Source organism: Streptomyces sp. NPDC007157, from assembly GCF_040634235.1.
Taxonomy (GTDB): domain Bacteria; phylum Actinomycetota; class Actinomycetes; order Streptomycetales; family Streptomycetaceae; genus Streptomyces.
The window spans coordinates 628,048-649,720 of record NZ_JBEYFE010000001.1; the positions used below are offsets into that span (position 1 = coordinate 628,048).

Below are 21,673 nucleotides of genomic sequence, written 5' to 3' on the forward strand. Positions count from 1 at the left end.
CCGCAGATCGAGTGTGCCCCGCACCCCTTAAGGTTGGTGCGGTGAGCGCTCCTTTCCAGGTCTCGGCCAACAGCCGGGACGAAGCACCCCAGTTCGTACTGCCTCTTGTCGTGCGGATCGAGAAGGCGGCTCCGCCCGCCCGCACCGACGCTCTCGAGACCGCCGCGCGGGCCGTGCTGAGCATGCTCAGTGATCCGCGGGCGCTCGGGGACGGGGAGTGGGCGCAGGCCGTCCGGGACTGGGAGGACGCTCGGATTCGCAAGGTCGTGCGGCGGGCCCGGGGGGCCGAGTGGCGGCGGGCCGGGGAGCTGCCCGGGACCACTCTCACGGGGAAGTCCGCCGAGGTACGGGTGTTTCCGCCGGTTCCCCTGGACGGGTGGCCCATGGAGCTGGCGAAGTTGCAGGTGTCCGGGACGGAGTTGGACGATCCCGAGCCGCCCGCCGACGCCGACCGGGCGCAGGCCGTGCTGTGGCTGAACCCGGAGCTGGAGATGTCGGCGGGGAAAGCCATGGCGCAGGCCGGGCACGGGGCCCAACTGGCCTGGTGGGCGCTGTCGGAGGAGGAGCGGGAGGCCTGGCGCGAGGCCGGGTTCCCGCTCGCCGTGCGGACCGCCGACCCGGTCGAGTGGCGTGAACTGACCGACAGCGGGCTGCCGTTGGTGCGGGACGCCGGGTTCACCGAGATCGCGCCGGGCAGTTGCACCGTGGTCGCGGACCATCCCGCCCTTCGCTGACCTGGGATTTTTTGAATACCCTGACGAACTTTGCCGTTTGTTTGAACACCGCTGCCGTCCCACCCGTACGTCCGGTCACTGAACCAGCGACACGGGGAGGCATCCCTTGCGGCGTTTCAACGGCACGGCCATGATCCTGGCGGCCCTCGCCACCACGCTCGGCGTGCTCGCCTATCCCGTGTGGTCGTACGCCGACCGCTCGGGCACCGGGCAGGCGAACCTGGCGGCGGGGACCGTGGCCACCCAGTGGGGCCCGCTGTCCGCCTCGGACCGCGATCTGATCGTGCGGGTCCGGCTGGCCGGGCTCTGGGAGCTGCCGGCCGGGCAGCAGGCCGTCGAGCGGGCGCCGAGCGCGGAGATCAAGGAGGCCGGGGACCATCTGATCGTCGGCCACACCGACCTGGACCGGCGGGTCCGGATCGTCGCGGGGCAGCTGGGCGTCGAGCTGCCCAACGTACCGAACGAGCAGCAGCAGGGCTGGCTCAAGGAGATGTCGGCGGCGACCGGCGCGGAGTACGAGTACAAGTTCGTGAACCTGCTGCGCGCCGCGCACGGCAAGATCTTCCCGGCGATCGGGACGGTACGGAACACCACCCGCAACAGCCTGGTTCGGCAGCTGGCCTCGGACGCCAACCAGACCGTGCTGGACCACATCACGATCCTGGAGAAGACCGGGAAGGTCGACTTCGAGGCGATCGCCAACGAGATCGCCAACTCCACCACGGCGAGCCCGACCGGTCCGGCGGTGCCGGCGCCCGGGGTGGTGGTGCCCTCCGCTCCGGCCGCGCGGGCCGGCGGTGACGTGCGGGTCACGTCCCGGCCCTCGCCCGGCGCGCCGGGCACGGTGAACACCGCGCGCCCGGAGCCGGTGGACTCACTGGGCGTGCTCGGCGGATAGCCGGTTCAGCTCCCCGGAGCGCGGACCCGAACCTCAAATGTTGCTCTGAAGCGGCAGGCAACGAGGTTCGCGGACGCGCTCCGGGGCCATACCCCCGTCATTCGGATGAGGAGGGGGCGGCCATGACCGTGGAGCGGCTGGGAACGGGCATCGGCTGGCGGCCGGAGATCGCGGACGCCGTGGAGCGCATGCCCGGCATCGACTGGGTCGAGGTCGTGGCCGAGAACACCTGCCCGGGTCACCTCCCCGAGTCGCTGCGGCGGCTGCGCGAGCGCGGGGTGACGGTCGTACCGCACGGTGTCTCCCTGGGCCTCGGCGGCGCGGACCGCCCGGAGGAGCACCGTCTCACCGCGCTCGCCGAGCGGGCGGAGGCGCTGGGCTCCCCTCTGGTCACCGAGCACATCGCGTTCGTCCGCGCGGGCGGCCCGCTGACGGCCTCGCCGCTTCTGGAGGCGGGCCACCTGCTTCCCGTGCCGCGCACCCGGGACGCGCTCGACGTCCTCTGCGAGAACATCCGTATCGCGCAGGACGCGCTGCCGGTGCCGCTCGCCGTCGAGAACATCGCCGCGCTCATCTGCTGGCCGGGCGAGGAGATGACCGAGGGCCAGTTCCTGTACGACCTCGTCGACCGCACCGGGGTACGGCTGCTGATCGATGTGGCGAACCTGCACACCAACCGCGTCAACCGGGGTGAGGACCCGGCCAAGGCGCTCGCCGAACTCCCCGTCGAGGCCATCGCCTACGTCCATGTCGCGGGCGGCTTCGAGCGGGACGGCGTCTGGCACGACAGCCACGCCCACCCGGTACCCCCCGAGGTCCTGGACGTCCTGACCGACCTCGCGTCCCGGGTCACGCCGCCGGGAGTGCTGCTGGAACGGGACGAGAACTTCCCCGAACCGGCCGAACTGGAGCGCGAGCTCGCGGCGATTCGCGGGGCGGTGGCGGCGGGGGGCGCGGACCCCGGCCGCCGGTTCGACGCCTCGGCGCGGCCGACCGCGCCCGGGGTGACCGACGCCACCCGGCAGCGCGTCGGGCTCGCACAGACCGCGGTGCTGTCGTCCCTGGTCGCGGGGACGCCCGTACCGGAGGGGTTCGACCGGGTGCGGATGGGGGTGCAGGCGCGGGCACTGGCGTCGAAGCGGGCGGACGTGGTGGCGAAGGTGGCCCCGGAACTGCCGGAGATCCTGGGCGAGACGTATCGGCCGGCGTTTCTGGCGTATGCGCAGGAGCGGCCGATGACCGGGGGTTACCGGCGGGACGCCCTGGACTTCGCGGGCGGACTGCTGAAGGAGGGCCGAGTGGGAGACAGGACCTCGCAGCGCCGATTGGAGAAGTGGTGGCTGGACCGAGCGGGCGCCACACCCCGGCGAAGGGCGTTGCTGCGGCGGGGCTAGGGCGAGGCGCGGCCGGGGAGCGCTAACCGGCGTCGCCACGGTGCCGGACCCGGCGAACAGCGCCTCGTCAGGGGCGCGGGGAACTCCGCCCCGTCAGGGGCGCGGGGAACTGCGCGACCAGCCGCACACGACCCGCAGCCGACATCCGACCGAACCTCCACGGCGCCCCACCCACCCGCACGCACACCTCGGCCCGGCCCCCCACCCCGCGCCCTCGGTAATATGCCAAGCCCGCACAGCGAAGCCCCAGCCGTGCGGTGCAGGAGGCATCATGCGCGCGCGTTCCCGACCCCCCGTCCAAGGCCGAGGCATATTCACCGGCACTGGGCTGATCATCACCTGTCTCGCGGCGACCCTCGCCGCCCTGGTCTTCCCGATCTGGTCGTACGCCGACCGTTCGGACCCGACCGGCACGGTGAACGTGCTGAGCGCCCGGACCGTGTCGACCCGCTACGGCCCGCTGTCCGCCCTGGACCGGGACTTCATCGTCAAGGTGCGGCTCGCCGGGCTCTGGGAGCTGCCGGCCGGGGAGATGGCGGAGCAGAAGGGCACCACCCAGGCCGTACGGGCCGCGGGCCGGCACCTCGTCGACGGCCACGCCGCCCTCGACGCACACGACCGCAGCGTCGCCGCCCAGCTCGGCGTGCCGATTCCCAACCAGCCCAACGACCAGCAGCAACAGTGGCTCGCCACGCTGACCGAGGCCCAGGGGCAGGATTTCGACCGGCAGTTCGCGAACATCGCGCGGCTGGCCCACGGCCGGGTCTTCTCGGTCGTCGCCCAGGTCCGGGCCGGCACCCAGAACACCCTGGTCCGCGATCTCGCCGACGACGCCAACACCACCGTCCTGGACCACATCAAGGTCCTGGAGGCCACGGGGTACGTCGACTTCGCCGCCCTGGCACAGCAGTTGGCGGTCACCCCCTCCGCCGCCGTCTCGCCGCCGGTCTTCGCGCCGAGCGACGCGATCCCGGTCGTACCGTCACCCGTACCGGCACCGTCGTCGGCCTCGGCATACCCGCTGCCGCCCGCCGCCTCCAGCCCCCCGCCGCCCAGCGGCCCCTGACCTGCACGGCAAACGGAACGTCACGTACCGACAACACTCGGTCCGGAATGTGAACAGGGCATGGCGTTTCCCAAGCCCCTGGCATAGAAACGCGTCATGTTCTGGGTCCTTCTCCTGCTCCTGGCCTGGGCCGTCGCCGGCACCGCCTGCACGCGGCTGTGCCTGGCCGCCGTACGCACGGCGGCGACCGACACGGACACGGGCCGAGGACACGATCTGACGCTGTACGAGGCCGCGTTCCTGTCCGGCGGGCCCGCGCGGGTCGCCGATCTGACCCTGGTGTCCATGGCCCGCCAGCAGCGACTGCTGCTCGCCCACACCGGCTGGGCGACCGTCGTGGACCCGCGTGCGCGGGACGAGATGGAGCGGTCGGTGATAGGCGCCATCGGACCCGAAGGGCAGTCGCGGATAGCGCCGGTGCGGTCGGCGGCGGCCGACGCGGACGCCGTGCGCAGTCTCGGCGAGGGGCTGGTGCGGGCGGGGCTCGCGGTGCCGGACGCGGCGGCCCGTACGACGGTCGCGTCGGGCGTGCGCCAGGTCCGGACCGCCGCACTCGCCGTCTTCGCTCTGGCGGTGGCCGCCCTGGCGCTGCCCGCCCCCACCGAGATGCCCCGCGACCTGGTCGCCGTGTGGTTCGCGCTGCCCCTCACGCTGACGCTGAGCTGCCTGGCCATCGCCCGCGTCGAGGTGCACCCGTACGCGCGCTGGGCCTCCCCGGCGGGGCAGCGACTGCTGGGCGGACTGCACCGGCGGGCGAACCGGGCGGCCGACGACCACTCGCTGCTCGCCTCGGTCGCCGTCCGCGGTGTCCGCGCGATCGGCGAACCGGAGCTGCGTGCGGCCTTCGCACACCGGGACCAGCTCCCGCGGGAGTGAACGGGGGCGTATAGGGGCATTGGCGCCGACACCGGCCGATGGTGCTTGCCTTCGCCGACAACCGGTCGAAATATCCCTTTTATTGCTGCCGTGCAGTCGCTGCGGTGCCGTTGCTGCCGCGCCACGCAGCGACCGCACCGAAAGGGATACGCCATGAGAGCCCCCGCCCTGTATTCGGCAGCCGGGTCCCTGATCCTGACCACCCTGGCCGCCGCCCCGGCCGGGAGCGTCCCCCGCGTCCCGGACGCGGCGACGACCGAACTGCGCGGTACCGCCGTGGCCGCCGCGCGGGCGCGCGCGGAGGGCATCGACTTCGGCAGGTGTGCCGCCGGACTGGACTACCCGAGTTCCTTCCAGTGCGGCACGCTGAGCGTCCCGCTGGACTACGCGCACCCGGACGGCAAGCAGATCAGACTGACCGTCAGCCGGGTGCGGGCCACCCACAAGGACCCGCACAACAGCAAGCGCAAGGTGCCCCGGCAGGGCGCCCTGGTCTACAACCCGGGCGGCCCCGGCGCCTCCGGCATGGCCTTCCCGATGGTCGGCGTCCTGCCCGAGTGGAAGCGCCTCGCCGCCGCCTACGACCTGGTGGGCTACGCCCCGCGCGGGGTGGACCGTTCGGCGCCGCTGTCCTGCGTGGACCCCAAGCGTTTCTTCAAGGCACCGTCCCCGTCGCCGACGCACCCGTCGGCGGCGTACAAGAAGGCGCGGGTCGCCGAGGCGAAGGCGTACGCGCGCGGCTGCCTCAAGCGGTCCGGGAACAGGCTGAGGTACTTCACCTCGCTCAACAACGCCCGTGACCTGGACGTGCTGCGCGCCGCGCTCGGCGAGAACCGGCTGACCTTCATGGGCGCCTCCTACGGCACCTACTTCGGCGCGCTGTACGCCACCCTGTTCCCCTCGCACGTACGGCGGATGGTGCTGGACTCGGTGGTGAACCCGGACCCGGCGCAGATCTGGTACCGCTCCAACCTGGAGCAGTCGGCCGCGTTCGAGAGCCGCTGGGCGGACTACCGCGCGTGGATCGCCGAGCACGACGACGTGTACAAACTGGGCGACACAGCCGCGAAGGTGCAGGCGAGTTACGACCGCGCGAGCAAGCGGCTGGCCAAGAAGGCGGCCGGCGGGAAGGTCGGGCCGGCGCAGTTGCAGGGCGCCTTCCTGTCGGCCGGGTACTACGACGACTACTGGCCGAGCCGCGCGGAGGCGCTGTCGAAGTTCCTGAAGGGGGACGCGAAGCCGTTGGTCCGGCTGGCGTCGCCGACGCCGGCGACGGCCGCCGCGGCGGAGAACGGCAACGCGGTCTACACGGCCGTCGAGTGCAACGACGCGGCCTGGCCGAGGGACTTCAGGACCTGGGACCGGGACAACACCCGGCTGGCGCGGGTGGCGCCGTTCGAGACCTGGGACAACGCCTTCATGAACCTGCCCTGCGCCTACTGGCCGGTGCCCCGGCAGAAGGCCCTGGACGTGCGGACCGGTCCCGGTGAGCTGGCGCCGACGCTGATCCTGCAGGCGGAGCGGGACGCGGCCACACCGTACGCGGGTGCGCTGGAGATGAACCGGCGGCTGGCCGACTCGGTGCTGGTGACCGAGCGGGACGCGGGCACCCACGGCATCGGCGGCGGCCCCAACAAGTGCGTCAACGGCTATCTGGAGGCCTACCTGCTGGAGGGCCGGCTCCCGGAGCGGCGGGCGTCCTGCGCGGGGCACCCGGAGCCGAAGCCGGCCGGCCGTGCCCAGCAGCAGAAGAAGCTGCGGGACTCCCTGAAGGGCAAGGCCGACCAGCGCTGAGCGTCGTCAGGCGAGGCCCGCGACCAGCTCCGCGACGTCCTTGCGGCGGCCCGTGTAGAAGGGGACCTCCTCGCGGACGTGCATCCGGGCCTCGGAGGCACGCAGATGACGCATGAGGTCGACGATGCGGTGCAGCTCGTCGGCCTCGAAGGCCAGGATCCACTCGTAGTCGCCGAGCGAGAACGAGGCGACCGTGTTGGCCCGCACGTCCGGGTAGCCGCGGGCCATCTTGCCGTGGTCGGCGAGCATCCGGCGGCGGTCCTCGTCGGGCAGCAGGTACCAGTCGTACGAGCGCACGAACGGGTACACGCTGACGTAGTTGCGCGGCGTCTCGTCGGCGAGGAAGGCCGGGATGTGCGAGCGGTTGAACTCGGCGGGGCGGTGCAGCGCCATGTTCGACCAGACCGGCGCGAGGGCACGGCCCAGCTTCGTGCGGCGGAAGAGGCTGTACGCCTCCTGGAGCCGGTCGCTGTCCTCGGCGTGCCACCAGATCATCAGGTCGGCGTCGGCGCGCAGACCGGAGAGGTCGTAGGTGCCGCGCACGGTCACGTCCTTGGCGGCGAGCTGGTCGAACAGCTCCTGGACCTCGTCGGCGTAGCCCGTGCGGTCCTCGGGGAGCACGTCCTTCAGCTTGAAGACCGACCACAGGGTGTAGCGGATGACCTCGTTGAGGTCCTTGGCCAGCTTGCCCTTGTTCGGGATCCGCTCGGGGGCGGTGGTAGGGGCGTCGTCACTCATGGTCCTTATTCTCCCGCTCCGCCGTGCAGGCTCTGCACCGGGTTGGCGGTGAGCTCCCGCACGGCCGTCAGGTCACCGCCCAGCTGGTCGACGGCCGCGTACGCGCTCGCGATGCAGGCGGGGATGCCGACCCCGTCGTACTGGGCGCCGCAGACCGCCAGGCCCGGGAGCTGGGCGACGTGCTCGCGGACGCGGGCCACGCGTGCGTGGTGGCCGACCGGGTACTGGGGCAGGCCGTCGGTCCAGCGGGTGACCCGGGTGGCGACGGGGTCCGCGGCCAGGCCGGTGGCCACGCGCAGGTCGTGCCGGGAGACGTCGAGGAGGTCGGCGTCCGCGCGCCCCAGCACCTCCGTCTCGCCGTACCGCCCGACCGAGGTGCGCAGCACGACGACATCCGGGTCCTCGTCGGCGATCCAGCCCCACTTCTGGGAGGCGAAGGTGGCGGCCTTGATGGTGCGGCCGTCGACGGGCGGCACCAGGAAGCCGCTGCCCGCGGGGAGGGCGAGGTCGGCGCGCCGGTAGGCGAGGGTGATCAGGGCCATCGAGGCGTACTCGACGGCGGTCAGTTCGGCCGCGGCGGCGGGCGCCTCGGCGCGCAGCAGGGCGGCGGCGACGGGGGCCGGGACGGCGACGATCACGGCGTCCGCGTACAGCACCCGGTCACCGGCGACGACCCGCCACCCGGTGCGCGAGCCGCCGGGGGCGCCCCGGCCGTCCTCGCGGTCCCCGGCCGCCCCGGTGGTCGCCCGGGCGAGGCCGGATCCGCCGGCCGGCGAGCCGTCACGGCCGAAGTCGCCTGCCGCGCCCGGTGCCACCCGGCGCAGTTCGGTCACGGGTGCGCCGGTGACGATCTCGCCCCCGCGTGCCCGGACCGCGGCGGCCACGGCGAGCGGCAGGGTGCCGACGCCGCCCTCGATGCCCATGAACACCGGGCCGGTCTGCTGGTTGGCGGCCGCCTTGGCCTGGATCTCGCGGACCGCCTCGGTCAGCGAGTCGTGCGTCCTGGCGGCCTGGTAGAGCTGGGGTACCGCCGAGCGCATCGAGATGCGGTAGGCGTCGCCCGCGTAGACCCCGCCGAGCAGGGGCTCGACCAGCCGGTCGACGACCTCCCGGCCCAACCGCCCGGCCACGTACTCCCCCACCGCGACGTCGTCGCCGACCTCGGTGCGGGGCAGGTCGGCGTCGCGCTCGATGCGCGCGAGGCCCTCCTCGGACAGTACGCCGGACAGCGCGGCGGCGGTGCCGGGGACACCCATGACATGGCCCTTGGGCATGGGGCGCAGGGCGCCCCGGGTCCAGATCGAGGCCGTGGCGGTGGCCGGCGGCCGCAGTCGGTCGTCCAGCCCCACCTCGCGCGCGAGGGCGACCGCCTCGGGCCGGCGGGCCAGCATCGACTCGGCGCCCAGGTCGACCCGCACGCCCGCGATCTCGCCAGGCAGCAGCTTGCCGCCGACTCTCTCCGAGGCCTCCAGCACGGTCACGCGCACGCCGCGCTCCAGCAGCCGGTGGGCCGCGGCCAGCCCCGCGATCCCGGCTCCGACGACGACGACCTGGCCCGTGCCCGTTGCGCTCATGACCCCACTCTCTCAAACCCCACCGACACTCCCGTCCCGGCCCGGTGACCGGCGCGCGTCCGGACCGTGACCGCATCGGAACCCTCCCGCTCAAACGTCCCGCACCGCCCCGGCGTCGAAGGAGCGTCAGTAGTCACGACCCTCGGGGGGAACCATGCGACATCCCGTACGACCCGTCCTCGCCGGCCTGCTGCTCGCCTGCGCGCTCGTCCTCACCGGCTGCGGCGCCGGTGCCGACTCCGGCGGGTCCAGCAGCGACTCCAAGGCCGACCTGGGCAGCTCGGCCCAGGAGGCGGCGGGCTCGGCAGGCGCCAAGGAAAGCAGCGGCAGGGGCACCGACAAGGCCCCCACCCTCACGGTGAACCACATCATCCGCACCGCCTCCCTGACCGTGCAGGTCAAGGACGTGCCCCGGGCCCTCGACGAGGCCCGCACCACGACCGAGAACGCCGGCGGCTATGTCGGCAACGAGACCACCACCCGGGGCTCCCACGGCCGCGAACGCACCCGCGTGGTCCTCCGGGTCCCCGCCGAGAGGTACGACGAGGTGCTCACCGACCTCCAGGGCGCGGGCAAGCTCCTCGACCGCACCGCGAAGGCCCAGGACGTCACCGACCAGGTGGTGGACGTGGACAGCCGCATCAAGTCGCAGCGGGCCAGCGTGGCCCGGGTCCGCGAGCTGATGGACCGGGCCGGCAAGCTCAGTGACGTGGTCACCCTGGAAGGGGAGTTGAGCAGCCGGGAGGCCGACCTGGAGGCGCTGCTCGCCCAGCAGGCGTCCCTGAAGGACCGCACCAGCCTGGCCACCATCACCCTGTCGCTCACCCAGACGCCGGGGGCGAAGGCGGCGAAGGACGACACGCCGGGGTTCGTGGACGCGCTGGCGGGCGGCTGGCACGTCTTCGTCACCATGCTGCGCTGGATCGCCCTGGCGCTGGGCGCGGCCCTGCCCTTCGCCGCCCTGGCGGCCCTGGTCGCGTTCCTGTGGTGGCGGATCGTCCGCCGGCGCCGCACGCCCGGCGGGGAGACCTGAGCAAGCCCGAAATTCCGCCGCCCCGTAGCGTGTTCGCATGGACATGAGCGGTGGACGGGAACGGCTGGTGGTGATCGGCGGGGACGCCGCGGGCATGTCCGCGGCGTCCCAGGCACGCCGGCTGCGGGGACCGGACGAGCTGGAGATCGTCGCCTTCGAGCGCGGTCACTTCAGCTCCTACTCGGCGTGCGGCATCCCCTACTGGGTCGGCGGTGACGTGGCGGAGCGGGACCGTCTGATCGCCCGCACGCCCGAGGAGCACCGGTCGCGGGACATCGATCTGCGGACGCGCACCGAGGTCACCGAGATCGACGTGGCCGGCAAGCGGGTACGCGCGCGTGACGTCGATTCCGGCGCCGAGTCCTGGACGTCGTACGACAAACTCGTCATCGGGACCGGCGCCCGCCCGATCCGCCCCGACATGCCGGGCGCGGACGCGCCGGGGGTGCACGGCGTGCAGACCCTGGACGACGGCCAGGCCCTGCTCGACACGCTGGCACGCACGCGTGGCCGTCGTGCGGTGGTCGTCGGCGCCGGCTACATCGGCGTCGAGATGGCCGAGGCGATGATCAACCGGGGCTACGAGGTGACGGTCGTCAACCGCGGCAGCGAGCCCATGTCCACGCTCGACCCGGACATGGGCCGCCTGGTGCACGAGGCGATGGAGGGCCTCGGCATCACCATGGTCAACGACGCGGCGGTCACCAAGGTGCTCACCGGCCAGGACGGCAGGGTCCGGGCGGTGGCCACGGAGGACGGCGAGTACCCGGCGGACGTGGTGATCCTGGGCATCGGTGTGCGCCCGGAGACGAGCCTCGCCCAGGCCGCGGGCCTGCCCGTCGGCGAGCACGGCGGCCTGCTGACCGACCTGGCGATGCGGGTCCGCGGTCACCGGGACATCTGGGCGGGCGGCGACTGCGTGGAGGTCCTGAACCTGGTCTCGGGCCAGGAGCAGTACATCCCGCTGGGCACCCACGCCAACAAGCACGGCCAGGTCATCGGCAGCAACGTGGGCGGCGATTACGCCACGTTCCCGGGGGTCGTCGGCACGGCGGTGAGCAAGGTCTGCGACCTGGAGATCGCCCGCACCGGCCTGCGTGAGAAGGACGCGCTGCGGGTGGGCCTGCGGTTCGAGGCGGTCACCATCGAGTCCACGAGCCGCGCCGGGTACTACCCCGGCGCGAGCCCGATGACGGTCAAGATGCTCGCGGAACGCCGCACGGGCCGCCTCCTCGGCGTCCAGATCGTGGGGCGTGAGGGCGCGGGCAAGCGGGTCGACATCGCGGCGGTGGCCCTGACGGCGAAGATGACGGTGGACCAGATGACGGCCCTGGACCTGGGCTACGCACCCCCGTTCTCACCGGTGTGGGACCCGGTGCTCGTGGCCGCGCGCAAGGCAGCGGCCAAGGTACGCAGCGGGGCTTCCTGAGAAGCGCCAAGGCCACCTACCAAGGGGCGTGGGGAACTGCGCGACCAGCCAGAGCCCACCCGCACCCCGTAACGGCGATCAAGCCGTCCCACTGATCCTCGGCAACGAAGTCACCCCGGCCCCACCCGGCGCAGCCGCGGCAGCAGGCTGCTCGGCGCCCGGCCGCGCGTGCGCCGCCGCCGGCCGGGTCGACCGCAGCCGATTGCTCACCGCCTCGTCCAGCGTCACCGGCCGCTGCATCTGCGCCGCCAGCCGCCCCGCCTCCTGACCGAGCCGCGCCACGTCCTCCCAGGGAAGCCGCACGACAAGAGAGATCTCCGCCTCACCGTCGGGCATGGCCTGCATGGGAGGGAACCCCTGAGAAGCAACCCGCTCGTTCATCGCCTGGTCCTCACGTCGCCTGAAACATCACCTGAAGCTCATCGGTCGCAAGGACATACGCACCCGCGCGTGCCGACGTTCACCGAGCCGCTCCGCGCTTCGGGCGCCTGCGCCCTGGGCACTAGTGAGCTGTGGTCATACCCGTCCATGACGTCAACCCGGTGCGGCGCACGCCGTACGTGACGTACGCGCTCATCGCCGCGAACGTCCTCGTCTTCCTGTTCACACCCGGCATAGCCGGCTCCGTGGCCGGCAGCAGCGATCTGGCACAGCTGTGCCATCTGCAGGCCTTCACGGACCACTACGCGGCGGTTCCCAGAGAGCTGATCCACCATCAGTTGCCGGGGCTGGTCCCGACCGGCGCCGTGGGCATCGGCCAGAACGGCCCCGGCTGCGTCGTCGGGCCGCCCTCCTACGACAAGTCGCCGGTGCTGTCGGTCTTCACGGCGATGTTCCTGCACGGCAGCTGGCTGCATCTGCTGGGCAACATGCTGTTCCTGCTGATCTTCGGCAACAACGTCGAGGACCGGATGGGCCACGTCCGGTACTTCCTCTTCTACGTCGTCTGCGGCTACGCGGCCGGCTACGGCTTCGCGCTCCTCAACGCCACCTCGGCGGACCCGCTGATCGGCGCGTCCGGCGCGATCGCCGGCGTCCTGGGCGCCTATCTCGTCCTCTACCCGAGGGCCAGGGTCTGGGTGCTGGTGCCGTTCCTGGTCTTCCTGCCACTGCGGCTGCCGGCCTGGCTGGTGCTGGGCTTCTGGTTCGTGCTCCAGGCCGTGTACTCGTCCGGCGAGGGCGTCTCCGACGCCGGCACGGTGGCGTACGCGGCGCACATCGTCGGCTTCCTCGTGGGCATGCTGCTCGCCTGGCCGCTCAAGCCGGGCACGCCCCCGCCGCCGGAACCGCGCGGCCTGCTGTTCGGCAGGCGGGCCCGGCCCCGGCACGGCTGGTGAGACCGGCCCGGCCCGCCTGCCGACGGGCGCGCCTCAGGCGTCGGTCGAGTCGAGGTCGTCGGGGCCGGCCGTGGTCCGCAGGGTGCTGATCATCGAGAGGACGGTTTCGTCGGAGGGCGCCGACAGGGCGTCGGCCCCGCCGGCGGCCAGCAGCCCCTCAAGGGCCCGGTCGTCGCGGAAGGGGGCCAGTTCGTCGGGCAGCTCGCTCCGGTACCGGTCGCGTTCGCGGAAGTCGGTGGCGTCCGCCATTCGCCGGAAGTAGGTCGCCAGCCTGTCCCAGGACGCGGGATCGGCCGCCAGGACGTGGAAGAACCCACGGTGCCGGCTGCGGATCACCAGGAGTGCCGCCAGTTGCAGGTGGAACACCCGGCTCGGCACGGTACCGCCGGACTGGGCGATGCTCACTTCCATCGCCATGTTGAAGACGTTCACGAACCGTTTCAGCCGCCGCGGGTTCGCGCCCAGACCGCGCTGGAGCAGCCTCCAGAAGAGGGAGTCGTCGACCTGCGGGTGGACCCACGGGGCGAAGGCCGTGCGCAGGGTGTCGAAGCCGACGTCCGGGAGGAAGAACGGCAGCTGGACGATCTTGTCCAGGTAGGCCAGTCCGGACACCACTTCAGCGGGCGCGTTCTTGAAGGCGTCGCCGAACTTGTTGGTGGCGACCGCGGCCAGCACGTCCAGGTCCAGGGCGAGGACGAACACGCACTGGGACTCGCCGAGGAACAGCTTGAGCGACTCCAGCACGGTCATCGCCGAGTCCGGGGTGCAGCGGTCCAGATCGTCGACGAAGATCACCAGCCTCCCCTCGGGTCCCACGAACTCCTTCACGGCGTCACGGAAGTCGTTCTCGAACCGGTTGATCTGGCGGTACTGCTCGGCGTCGCCCTTGGAGAGTTCGGTGAGCAAGGAGTCGACGTCGCCGCTCTTGATCACCCCGCCGGTGGCCATCGAGGCGGCCGTGCCGAGTCCGGCGCGCACCGAGAGCCAGGTGGCGGCCTTGGCGAGCCGCAGGGCCTTCTCCTTCAGGCCCTCCTCGTCCTCCATCTCGGCCAGGATGGTATGCAGCAGCGCCGCCCACACCTCGACCTTGCGGTCGTACTTCCAAGGGTTGAACCAGATGGTGCGTACCTCCCGGTCCTCCAGCCGCCGCTGCCACAGCCGCAGGAAGCTGGACTTCCCGGTGCCCCAGGAGCCGAACACTCCGACGGTGAGCGGTAGTGGTGTCGCCTGTGCGACGGCGCCGTGCAGCACGTCCACGTAGGGCTCGAAGTGGAAGGCGTCGTCGGCGAAGTCGAAGACGGGGTTGTCGGTCAGCGGTCGCAAGGCGGCTCCTTCGGTCGTACGCGGTGGTTCAGGGATCGCGAGGCGGCGTGTCGGCGTGTGCGCGCAGGAAGGTGATGCTCTGCTCGTCGACGCCGAAGTGGTGGCCCCAGGCCTCGAGCGCGACACGGGCCATCGCACCGGCGGCCCTCGTGTCACCGACGGCCTCGTGGTGCTTGATCACGGCAATGACCAGGCCGCAAGTGGCCTCGGGCTGCGCCCGCAGGGCCGCGGGCAGGTAGAGGCGACGGGCGATCTCGGCCATCAGGACGCGGCCGGAGGGAGTGGCGGGATCGGTGGGCAGCGCCGCCGAGAGCAGATCGAGCGTGGCCTCCTCGGCCGCCCGGTGATCATTGCGCGTCATCACCACATTGCGCATCACCATCTGCAGGGCGGGGTGCACCTCGACCGGTCCGCCATGTTCTTCGACGGTGGCCAGGTCCTCGTCGGACAGCCGCAGCAGGGCCAGGTGGAGGGCGTATTTGTCGCGAAGCACACCACCGTCGCCGGTGGCGGGCCTCGGCTCGGTCGCGGCGGAAAGCAGTCCGTACGAGACGGGGCCGGTACCAAGGCGGCAGAGCACCTTCAGCAGTTCGGCGGCGGTACCGTCCGCGTCGGCCAGCTTCGCCACCGCCTGCTTCCACACGGCCGCGAGCTTCACGTCGTAGTCGGGGAGACTGTAGTTCAGCAACAGACTGGCGCAGAGCCGGTCGAAGCCGTCGAGGTGCTCATGCACGTCAAGGGGGCCCCTGGACAGGGAGCGGCCCAGTTGGATGAGGAGGGGCGGCAGACCGCCGGCGCCCTCGGCGACCGCGGACGCCTGGTCGTCGGTGAGCCCGGGTGCTCGGGCACGCAGCAGAACAAGGCTCTCCTCACGCCTCAGCCCCTCCACGCGCAGCGGGTTCGCCGTCTCCTCGGTCCAGCTGACATGGCGGCTGGTGATCAGAATGTGACCGGCGCCGAGCGGAAGCAGGGGGATGAGCTTGGTCGGCGGGTCGGCGTTGTTCAGGACGAGCAGCCAGCCACGGTCGACACGCCCGGAGCGCAGCCGGTCCAGGACGTCGTCCACCGACGCGAGGCCGTCGGATCCAGGCGTGACGGACAGTTCGTCGCCCAGCCGGGCCAGGGAAAGGGTGAGACTCCGGGCGTCGCGGGCCTCGCTCCACCACACGAAGTCGTATTCGCCGCGGTGACGGTGGGCGTATTCCAGCGCGGTCTGGGTCTTGCCGATGCCGGGGATGCCGTGCAGCACGCACAGCCCGTCGCCGCCGGAGCGGTGCAGGGCCGCGTCGATGTCGTCCAGCAGTTCCTTGCGGCCGACGAAGCGGAGGTTGCGGGCGGGCAGCACCGAGCGGACCCGCAGCTCGGGTCCGTCGCGTCGGCCGAGATCCGCAGGCCGAACGAGCTCCACGTGCCGAGCGGAGGACAGGTCCCGGCGCGTGTTCTGGGCCCAGAGCGCCGACGGCAGCAACCCCATGGCCAGGTCCCGGGAGCGACGCTCTTCGGACCGGGTCAGCCAGTCGGCGAGCAGCTCCGCCGCCCCGTCGACCAGAACATAGGCGCACTTTCCGCCGACGTCCCGGTCGCGATCGGGCGCACGGACCAGCAGACCGCTGTGGAAGACCTCCGGGACGGCCTCGTCCGCCTCCGGCAGCAGGCGACGCTGAGTGGCGTAGAGCAGGTCGAGGGTCACGAGCGGGGCGACCGTCAGCAGAGCGGCGAGCAGGACCGCCGCGGGACCGGCGGCCTCCTGAAGCATCTGGACGAGCCCGGCCGGTTCGGTCTGCGGGACGGGGGCGGCGAAGCCGTCCCAGGTACCGGGACCCGGGACGGCGGGTATCCCGTCGCCCTTGTACCAGTCGGTCGTGGGAGCGGCCACGAGGCGTGCCCAGGCCTCGATGGACCGGCTGTCCTCCAGGCCCAGTACGGGAACGGCGCCCGGCGCCCGGAGTCCGGCCGCCGTCTCCAGGCTGCCCGGCTGAAGTTCGCACGTCAGCGAGGCGGTGGGGGTGGTCGGGCGAGGCGCCTTCCACCGGAAGGGGGCGAGCGGGACGCCGACGCGGTACCGCAGCGACGGAGGCAACGGCTGGAGTACGGCGGTCGCGCTGGTCCGGCACCACTGCTCGAGCAGCCCGGCCGCACGGCCGTCCTGCCAGGCGCTCTCCGCACAGTTGCTGACCAGCAGCACGACCTGAGCACCGGGGTTCCCGGCCGACAGCTCGCCCGACGCGGAGGTGTCCACCGTCTGGACTCCGAGATCTTGGAACGGTGCTTGGCCCAGCGCTTCCCGCAGGTCCTCGACGGTCCGGGTCCACAGTTGCATCGAGGGCGCCCGGTCCAGCACCAGGTTCAGGGTGAGGCGCGGAGTGCCGTCGAAAGGGTGCAGCGCGCGCAGGAGCCTGCTCGGGTCCACCGGTCATCACCCACTGTCGGGGGAGACGAGCGGATCATCCTTCGGCAGCGGCCGCTCCGGGTCGGCGAAGAGCAGACTCACTCGATCGCCGGTGCCGGTCTTGTTCTGGCGGACCCGCCAGGCCCGCACCGCGTCCGGGATCTCTTCCAGTGGCACCCTGCGGGCCAGTGCCGTCAGCGCCTCCTCCGCCGCGGGCGACGCGTCGCGTGACCAGATCAGTACCGGCACCCCTTGCAGGAGACAGGCGGCGACCGCGTCTCCCGTGGGCTGGAACGTCAGTCCGGCGGCGTCCAGGAGCAGGACCCGGCCGTCGACACCTTCCACCCAGTGCGGTTCGCGCCGCGCCGGAGGGGTCTCCTTCAGCCGCCGCCACCGCGCGTGCCAACGGCCGTGCAGGTTGACGCGGTTCTCCAGTTCGGCCGCTCGCAGGACAACGGGGCGGTGCGTGCCCAGCGGGCGTGGTACGGCACCGTCATCGGTGTCCAGGTCGTCGACCGGGAGGCCCAGCAGCCGGTACGGCAGGACGAACTCGACCTGCCCGGACGGGTCGGCGGGGTTGGCTCCCTCGCTTCCCTCGAACGTTCGCAGCGCTCTCACGATCGCCGTCATCAGCTGACCGTGCGGGACCTGGTCGCCGGTCCACAGCATCGTGATGCTGTCAGCCGCACGGACCCACGCCGTCACCTCGTAGGTGCCCGCGTCCCACAGGAGGGGGTCCACCCTGATGACGAGGACCGGCGGCGCGGTCGTCCGTCCCGGCTGCCGTGCCATTCCCAGCCGGGCCGCCACCGACCGCTGCCAGGTGTCCAGACCCGCGCCGGCCGCCCCCGGCACCGAGTCGGCCAGCCGCGAGACGAACTCCAGCAGGGCGGGCGAACCGCCGGGCGGGGCGCCACGGTTCTCCAGGTCCCGCGCCCGCTCCAGCAGACCGACGCCGCCGGGCAGTTCAGGCCGCGCGAGCAACCTCTGCAAGGTCCGGCGCTCGTGGGCGAGCAGCAGCGACGGCGCCGCGACCTTGTCCACCAGGGTCCCGAACGCCTCCACTTCCGAGCTGCCCGGGTCGAACACCTGCAGAACCTCGACCAGCAGGCGCAGGTCCTCCGGGCGACGTGTGAACTGTCCCACCAGTTCCAGGGCTCTGAGCCGGGTCGTGGCAGCCGACACCAGGGGGACCCCGGGGACCTCGTGACGCAGTTCCCGGGCGAGCAGATCGAACGCCGCCGGGTCGTGCATCACGGGTACGGCCAGCAGGGCCTCCACCAGCTCGCCGCGCTCGCGCAGGGTGAGTCCCGCGTCCAGCGGACGTTCCGTACCCGAGGTGCGCGGGCTCGGGACGAGAATCCGCTCCACGGCCGCCGACAGGGGCAGGAAGTGGCCGACAGTGCGCCCGGTCGGGGCGGTCTGGGCGGCGGTGAGGATACCGACCACAGCGCCCTTGCCGTCGACCACGGGACTGCCGCTGCTTCCCGGTCGCGGTGCCGTCTCCCCCTCAAAGGCCAGCAGCCCCCAGCCGTCCGGCTCGTCCGGCCCGGGGAGTGCCTCGACGACGGCGGGCAGCACCGCGTCCGGGGTGATCAACCGGACCCGGTCGGCGATCCGGGCCCTGCCGGACCCGGGAGAGGAGACGAGCTGGGCTTCGAGACTCAGCATCGCGAAATCCCCGGAGAAGCCCCGAAGCGGCACCCAGCCACCGGGCATCACCTGGGCGGGCACGGGCTCCTCGGTACCGTGGCGCACCACCCACAACGGGCCCCGCGGGCCGTTCTCGCTGTATTTGCTGACACCCAGTGCGTCGGTCACCACATGGGCGCAGGTCACCACGAGGCCACGGGTGAACAGGAAGCCGGACCCGGCCGGCCGGCCGTCGTCGCCCTGGACGCGGACCAGCCAGGGCTCGTGGTCCCCTGACTCCCCCGTCGGCTCCCCCGCCACGGTTCCCCCTCCCCCGTTCGCGAAGATTATGCGACCGGGGACGGGGCCACGTCATCGGAACGGCGGCAACAGGGCAGCGAAAAGGGGGCCCTACCGGGCCGTCTCGGTGTGGACGAAGTCGACCAGCCGGGTCAGCGCGTCCGGGTCGGTGGAGGGCATCACGCCGTGTCCGAGGTTGAAGACGTGACCTTCGAGACCGGCGGCCGCGTCGAGCACCTCGCGCGCCTTGGTCTCCACCGCGTCCTTGCCGGCGAACAGCACGGTCGGGTCGAGGTTGCCCTGGAGCGCCTTGCCGGGGCCGACCCGGCGGGCGGCCTCGTCGAGCGGGACCCGGTAGTCGACGCCGACGACGTCCGCGCCGGCCTCGCCCATGAGATTCAGAAGTTCGCCGGTGCCGACCCCGAAGTGGATGCGCGGGACGCCGTATCCGGCGACGGCGTCGAAGACCTTCGCGGAGGCGGGCAGCACCGAGCGCCGGTAGTCGGCGGGGGCCAGCGCCCCGGCCCAGGAGTCGAAGAGCTGGACGGCGGAGGCGCCGGCTTCGATCTGCACCTTGAGGAACGCGCCCGTGATGTCGGCGAGGCGGTCGAGCAGGTCGGCCCAGAGCTCCGGGTCGCCGTACATCATCGCCTTGGCGTTCTCGTACGTGCGCGAGGGGCCGCCCTCGACGAGGTAGCTCGCCAGGGTGAACGGGGCGCCGGCGAAGCCGATCAGCGGGGTCGGGCCGAGCTCGGCGGTGAGCAGGCCGATCGCCTCGGTGACGTAGGAGACGTCCTCGGGGGTGAGGTCACGGAGCTGGGCGAGGTCGGCGCGGGTGCGGATCGGCTGCGCGACGACCGGGCCGACGCCGGGCTTGATGTCGAGGTCGACGCCGATGGCCTTGAGCGGGACGACGATGTCGCTGAAGTAGATCGCCGCGTCCACGTGGTGCCGGCGGACGGGCTGGAGTGTGATCTCGGCGACCAGCTCGGGCCGCGTGCACGACTCCAGCATGGGGATGCCCTCGCGCACCTTGTGGTACTCGGGCAGCGAGCGGCCGGCCTGGCGCATGAACCACACGGGGGTGTGCGGCACGGGTTCGCGCCTGCACGCCTTCAGGAAGGCACTGTCGTACGTCGCTGTCGGCTGCTGGCCCGTGGGGCTTCCGTTCGCACTCACGACGGCAAGTCTCGCACGCCCCCGAACCCGGCACGGCCACGGCCCGTGCGGGGCCCCGGGTGCGGCCTTAGGTGGTGTCTCTCCCTGCGCGAAGGCGTCGTTCCCCTTACTCTTCCCCGCATGGCTGCGGCTCAGGGACGACTGTCGGACGGCGCTGGCGGGATGGGCGAGGGGAAGGGCACCGAGGAGGGCGAAGGACATACGGGGAGTACGGCGCCACCGGCCTTCCGGGCCGCGGTCGACGCGCTGCGCGGCGCCCGGCTGCGGCCGCAGGTCGAGGTGGAGCCGACGCCCGCACCGCAGCGTCTGGCCCCGTTCGCGTACGCCGTGGAGGCGGCGGTGGTCGACGGCGAGCAGGACCTCGCCGACGGCCGCCTGGTGCTGCTGCACGACCCGGCCGGGCACGACGCCTGGCGTGGGACGTTCCGGCTGGTCACGCTAGTGCGCGCGGAGCTGGAGCCGGAGATGGCGGCCGACCCGCTGCTGCCGGACGTCTGCTGGTCGTGGCTCACCGGTGCCCTCCAGGCGCGCGGTCTGTCGTACGGGGAGCCGAGCGGGACCGTCACGCGGGCGAGTTCGCACTACTTCGGCGGGCTGTCCGAGCGCCCCGCCGCCTCGCAGATCGAGATCCGGGCCTCCTGGACGCCCCGGGAGGGCCGCGCCGGGATCCCGGACACCGCGGCACATCTCGCCTCCTGGTGCGATCTGCTGGCACAGGTGGCGGGACTGCCGCCGGCCGCTCCGGGCGACGCCTCGGTGGTCACGCTGCCGCAGCGCCGCGACCCGCAGGCGCGCTAGCCGCCTCGTTCCGTCAGTGTTCGAGGACCCGTCCACCCGAGTCCCGTCGACTCACCCTTCGTTGACCATCTCTTTGTCGATACGGCCACTTTCTGTCCCGTACGACAACAGCCCGAACCGATTCGATCTTCGGATGATCGATCGCGTGTCCGAATTGCACGTATTGTTACTCACCAGATCGTGATCATTCTCTAAAGGCGGACGGGTTTGATGCCGAAGACGACTGTGACCTTGAAAGCACGGTTCGTCCCGGCTTCTTCCCCACAAGCCGGCCCCCGTCCCCCACCCCAGGAGGCCTGGTGTCCGTTCTCCTTGAGCAGCCCGCAAGCCTGGTCGCCTACCGCCCGAACAAGCCCACCGCCATGGTGGTCGTGGCCGACCCGCGCGTGCGCTCCACCGTCACCCGCCACCTGTGGGCGCTCGGCGTGCGCGATGTCATCGAGGCCTCGTCCATCGCGGAGGCTCGTCCCCGCATCGGCAACCCCCGCGACATCTGCGTCGCAGACGTCCACCTCCCCGACGGCTCCGGCCTGACCCTCCTCTCCGAGACCCGCGCCGCCGGCTGGCCCAACGGCCTGGCCCTGTCCGCCGCCGACGACATCGGCGCCGTGCGCAACGCCCTGGCCGGCGGGGTCAAGGGCTATGTCGTCACCGGCACCCGCACCAACATCGGGCTCCCCACCCGACCGGGTGCCGCCCCCATCGGTTCCGCCGCCGCGCGTATGCACCGCCGCCCCCCGGGTGCCCCGAGCCACCCGGGCGGCTACCGCGAGCTCTCCGGCCGTGAGGTCGAGGTGCTCCGGCTGGTCGCGGAGGGCCAGTCGAACAAGGCGATCGGCGTCTCGATGGGCCTGTCCGCCCTCACCGTCAAGAGCCACCTGGCCCGTATCGCCCGCAAGCTCGGCACGGGCGACCGCGCCGGGATGGTCGCCGTCGCCCTGCGTACCGGCATCATCCACTGACCGATCGTTCATCCCGCGCTCCACCGTTCAGTCGTTCGCCCCTCGCCCCACCGTTCAGTCGTTCATCCCGCACTCCGCCGTTCAGCGACGTGAACCGGATCGGCCGCTGATCCGCTGTCACGTCCTACGGCGACGTCCCCCGTTCGTGGACCTGATCTTTCACCGACCTGACTGGTTTACGACCCTCCGGCGCCCGTCGACGGAACGTTCCGTCGAC

General features: G+C 72.2%; 18 protein-coding genes. 11 read left to right on the forward strand and 7 right to left on the reverse strand.

The window, feature by feature from the left end:
• Positions 1-41: 41 nt before the first annotated feature.
• From ABZ642_RS02810 to ABZ642_RS02835, 6 genes are all read left to right on the forward strand, one after another.
• Positions 42-734: a peptidyl-tRNA hydrolase gene (locus tag ABZ642_RS02810; protein ID WP_360475977.1), complete on the forward strand. Its 693-nt coding sequence runs from the start codon at positions 42-44 to the stop codon at positions 732-734.
• Positions 735-840: 106 nt separating this feature from the next.
• On the forward strand, positions 841-1,632 hold the full coding sequence (locus tag ABZ642_RS02815) for a DUF4142 domain-containing protein (protein ID WP_360475980.1): 792 nt from the start codon (positions 841-843) through the stop codon (positions 1,630-1,632).
• 122 nt (positions 1,633-1,754) lie between these two features.
• Positions 1,755-3,026, forward strand: coding sequence for a DUF692 domain-containing protein (locus tag ABZ642_RS02820; protein WP_360475983.1), 1,272 nt, complete (start codon positions 1,755-1,757; stop codon positions 3,024-3,026).
• A 271-nt stretch (positions 3,027-3,297) separates the two neighbouring features.
• Positions 3,298-4,092 carry a DUF4142 domain-containing protein gene (locus ABZ642_RS02825; RefSeq protein WP_360475986.1) on the forward strand — a complete coding sequence of 265 codons (795 nt, stop codon included), beginning with the start codon at positions 3,298-3,300 and terminating at the stop codon, positions 4,090-4,092.
• Positions 4,093-4,188: 96 nt separating this feature from the next.
• On the forward strand, positions 4,189-4,968 hold the full coding sequence (locus tag ABZ642_RS02830) for a TIGR04222 domain-containing membrane protein (protein WP_360475989.1): 780 nt from the start codon (positions 4,189-4,191) through the stop codon (positions 4,966-4,968).
• A 153-nt stretch (positions 4,969-5,121) separates the two neighbouring features.
• Complete coding sequence (locus tag ABZ642_RS02835; RefSeq protein ID WP_360475992.1) at positions 5,122-6,762, forward strand: alpha/beta hydrolase; 1,641 nt, start codon at positions 5,122-5,124, stop codon at positions 6,760-6,762.
• Between the two features lie 6 nt (positions 6,763-6,768).
• Here the strand turns inward: ABZ642_RS02835 and hemQ are convergent, their stop codons facing one another.
• Together hemQ and hemG are read right to left on the reverse strand one after the other, a co-directional pair.
• Entirely contained in the window at positions 6,769-7,500 is a 732-nt protein-coding gene (gene hemQ, locus ABZ642_RS02840) for a hydrogen peroxide-dependent heme synthase (RefSeq protein ID WP_360475995.1), read from the reverse strand.
• A gap of 5 nt (positions 7,501-7,505) precedes the next feature.
• Entirely contained in the window at positions 7,506-9,074 is a 1,569-nt protein-coding gene (gene hemG, locus ABZ642_RS02845; protein WP_360475998.1) for a protoporphyrinogen oxidase, read from the reverse strand.
• Positions 9,075-9,228: 154 nt separating this feature from the next.
• Here hemG and ABZ642_RS02850 point away from each other — a divergent pair, with 154 nt between their 5' ends.
• Entirely contained in the window at positions 9,229-10,107 is an 879-nt protein-coding gene (locus ABZ642_RS02850; RefSeq protein WP_360476001.1) for a DUF4349 domain-containing protein, read from the forward strand.
• A gap of 37 nt (positions 10,108-10,144) precedes the next feature.
• Entirely contained in the window at positions 10,145-11,536 is a 1,392-nt protein-coding gene (locus tag ABZ642_RS02855) for an FAD-dependent oxidoreductase (RefSeq protein WP_360476004.1), read from the forward strand.
• A gap of 78 nt (positions 11,537-11,614) precedes the next feature.
• Here ABZ642_RS02855 and ABZ642_RS02860 read toward each other — a convergent pair whose 3' ends face one another.
• The gene (locus ABZ642_RS02860; RefSeq protein ID WP_351729017.1) at positions 11,615-11,917 is read right to left on the reverse strand and encodes a hypothetical protein; all 303 of its coding nucleotides are present in this window, start codon (positions 11,915-11,917) and stop codon (positions 11,615-11,617) included.
• A gap of 131 nt (positions 11,918-12,048) precedes the next feature.
• Between ABZ642_RS02860 and ABZ642_RS02865 the strand changes: the two genes are divergently transcribed.
• Positions 12,049-12,873: a rhomboid family intramembrane serine protease gene (locus tag ABZ642_RS02865; protein WP_360476008.1), complete on the forward strand. Its 825-nt coding sequence runs from the start codon at positions 12,049-12,051 to the stop codon at positions 12,871-12,873.
• Positions 12,874-12,906: 33 nt separating this feature from the next.
• On the opposite strand, the gene ABZ642_RS02870 is transcribed toward ABZ642_RS02865, so the two are convergent.
• The 4 genes from ABZ642_RS02870 to hemE all read right to left on the reverse strand — a co-directional run bounded on the left by ABZ642_RS02870 (position 12,907) and on the right by hemE (position 19,696).
• A complete protein-coding gene (locus ABZ642_RS02870; protein ID WP_360476011.1) occupies positions 12,907-14,196 on the reverse strand; it encodes a P-loop NTPase fold protein in 1,290 nt (429 codons plus the stop codon).
• A 28-nt stretch (positions 14,197-14,224) separates the two neighbouring features.
• The gene (fxsT, locus tag ABZ642_RS02875; protein ID WP_360476014.1) at positions 14,225-16,606 is read right to left on the reverse strand and encodes an FxSxx-COOH system tetratricopeptide repeat protein; all 2,382 of its coding nucleotides are present in this window, start codon (positions 16,604-16,606) and stop codon (positions 14,225-14,227) included.
• Between the two features lie 6 nt (positions 16,607-16,612).
• A complete protein-coding gene (locus ABZ642_RS02880) occupies positions 16,613-18,538 on the reverse strand; it encodes a trypsin-like peptidase domain-containing protein (RefSeq protein ID WP_360476017.1) in 1,926 nt (641 codons plus the stop codon).
• Between the two features lie 90 nt (positions 18,539-18,628).
• Entirely contained in the window at positions 18,629-19,696 is a 1,068-nt protein-coding gene (gene hemE / locus ABZ642_RS02885) for a uroporphyrinogen decarboxylase (protein ID WP_360476020.1), read from the reverse strand.
• Positions 19,697-19,816: 120 nt separating this feature from the next.
• Between hemE and ABZ642_RS02890 the strand changes: the two genes are divergently transcribed.
• Both ABZ642_RS02890 and ABZ642_RS02895 read left to right on the forward strand, forming a co-directional pair.
• Positions 19,817-20,494, forward strand: a complete 678-nt coding sequence (locus ABZ642_RS02890) for a DUF3000 domain-containing protein (RefSeq protein ID WP_360476023.1) — start codon at positions 19,817-19,819, stop codon at positions 20,492-20,494.
• A 299-nt stretch (positions 20,495-20,793) separates the two neighbouring features.
• Positions 20,794-21,456 (forward strand): response regulator transcription factor, encoded by a 663-nt coding sequence (locus ABZ642_RS02895; protein WP_123973178.1) that lies wholly within the window; start codon positions 20,794-20,796, stop codon positions 21,454-21,456.
• The last annotated feature ends 217 nt before the right edge of the window (positions 21,457-21,673 follow it).

Bases quoted from the DNA above. Each gene is read 5' to 3' on its own strand.
- ABZ642_RS02835 (WP_360475992.1), top strand. From the start codon at position 5,122: ATGAGAGCCCCCGCCCTGTATTCGGCAGCCGGGTCCCTGATCCTGACC.
- ABZ642_RS02830 (WP_360475989.1), top strand. From the start codon at position 4,189: ATGTTCTGGGTCCTTCTCCTGCTCCTGGCCTGGGCCGTCGCCGGCACC.
- ABZ642_RS02890 (WP_360476023.1), top strand. From the start codon at position 19,817: ATGGCTGCGGCTCAGGGACGACTGTCGGACGGCGCTGGCGGGATGGGC.
- ABZ642_RS02860 (WP_351729017.1), bottom strand. From the start codon at position 11,917: ATGAACGAGCGGGTTGCTTCTCAGGGGTTCCCTCCCATGCAGGCCATG.
- ABZ642_RS02825 (WP_360475986.1), top strand. From the start codon at position 3,298: ATGCGCGCGCGTTCCCGACCCCCCGTCCAAGGCCGAGGCATATTCACC.
- hemG (WP_360475998.1), bottom strand. From the start codon at position 9,074: ATGAGCGCAACGGGCACGGGCCAGGTCGTCGTCGTCGGAGCCGGGATC.
- ABZ642_RS02855 (WP_360476004.1), top strand. From the start codon at position 10,145: ATGGACATGAGCGGTGGACGGGAACGGCTGGTGGTGATCGGCGGGGAC.
- hemQ (WP_360475995.1), bottom strand. From the start codon at position 7,500: ATGAGTGACGACGCCCCTACCACCGCCCCCGAGCGGATCCCGAACAAG.
- ABZ642_RS02820 (WP_360475983.1), top strand. From the start codon at position 1,755: ATGACCGTGGAGCGGCTGGGAACGGGCATCGGCTGGCGGCCGGAGATC.
- ABZ642_RS02850 (WP_360476001.1), top strand. From the start codon at position 9,229: ATGCGACATCCCGTACGACCCGTCCTCGCCGGCCTGCTGCTCGCCTGC.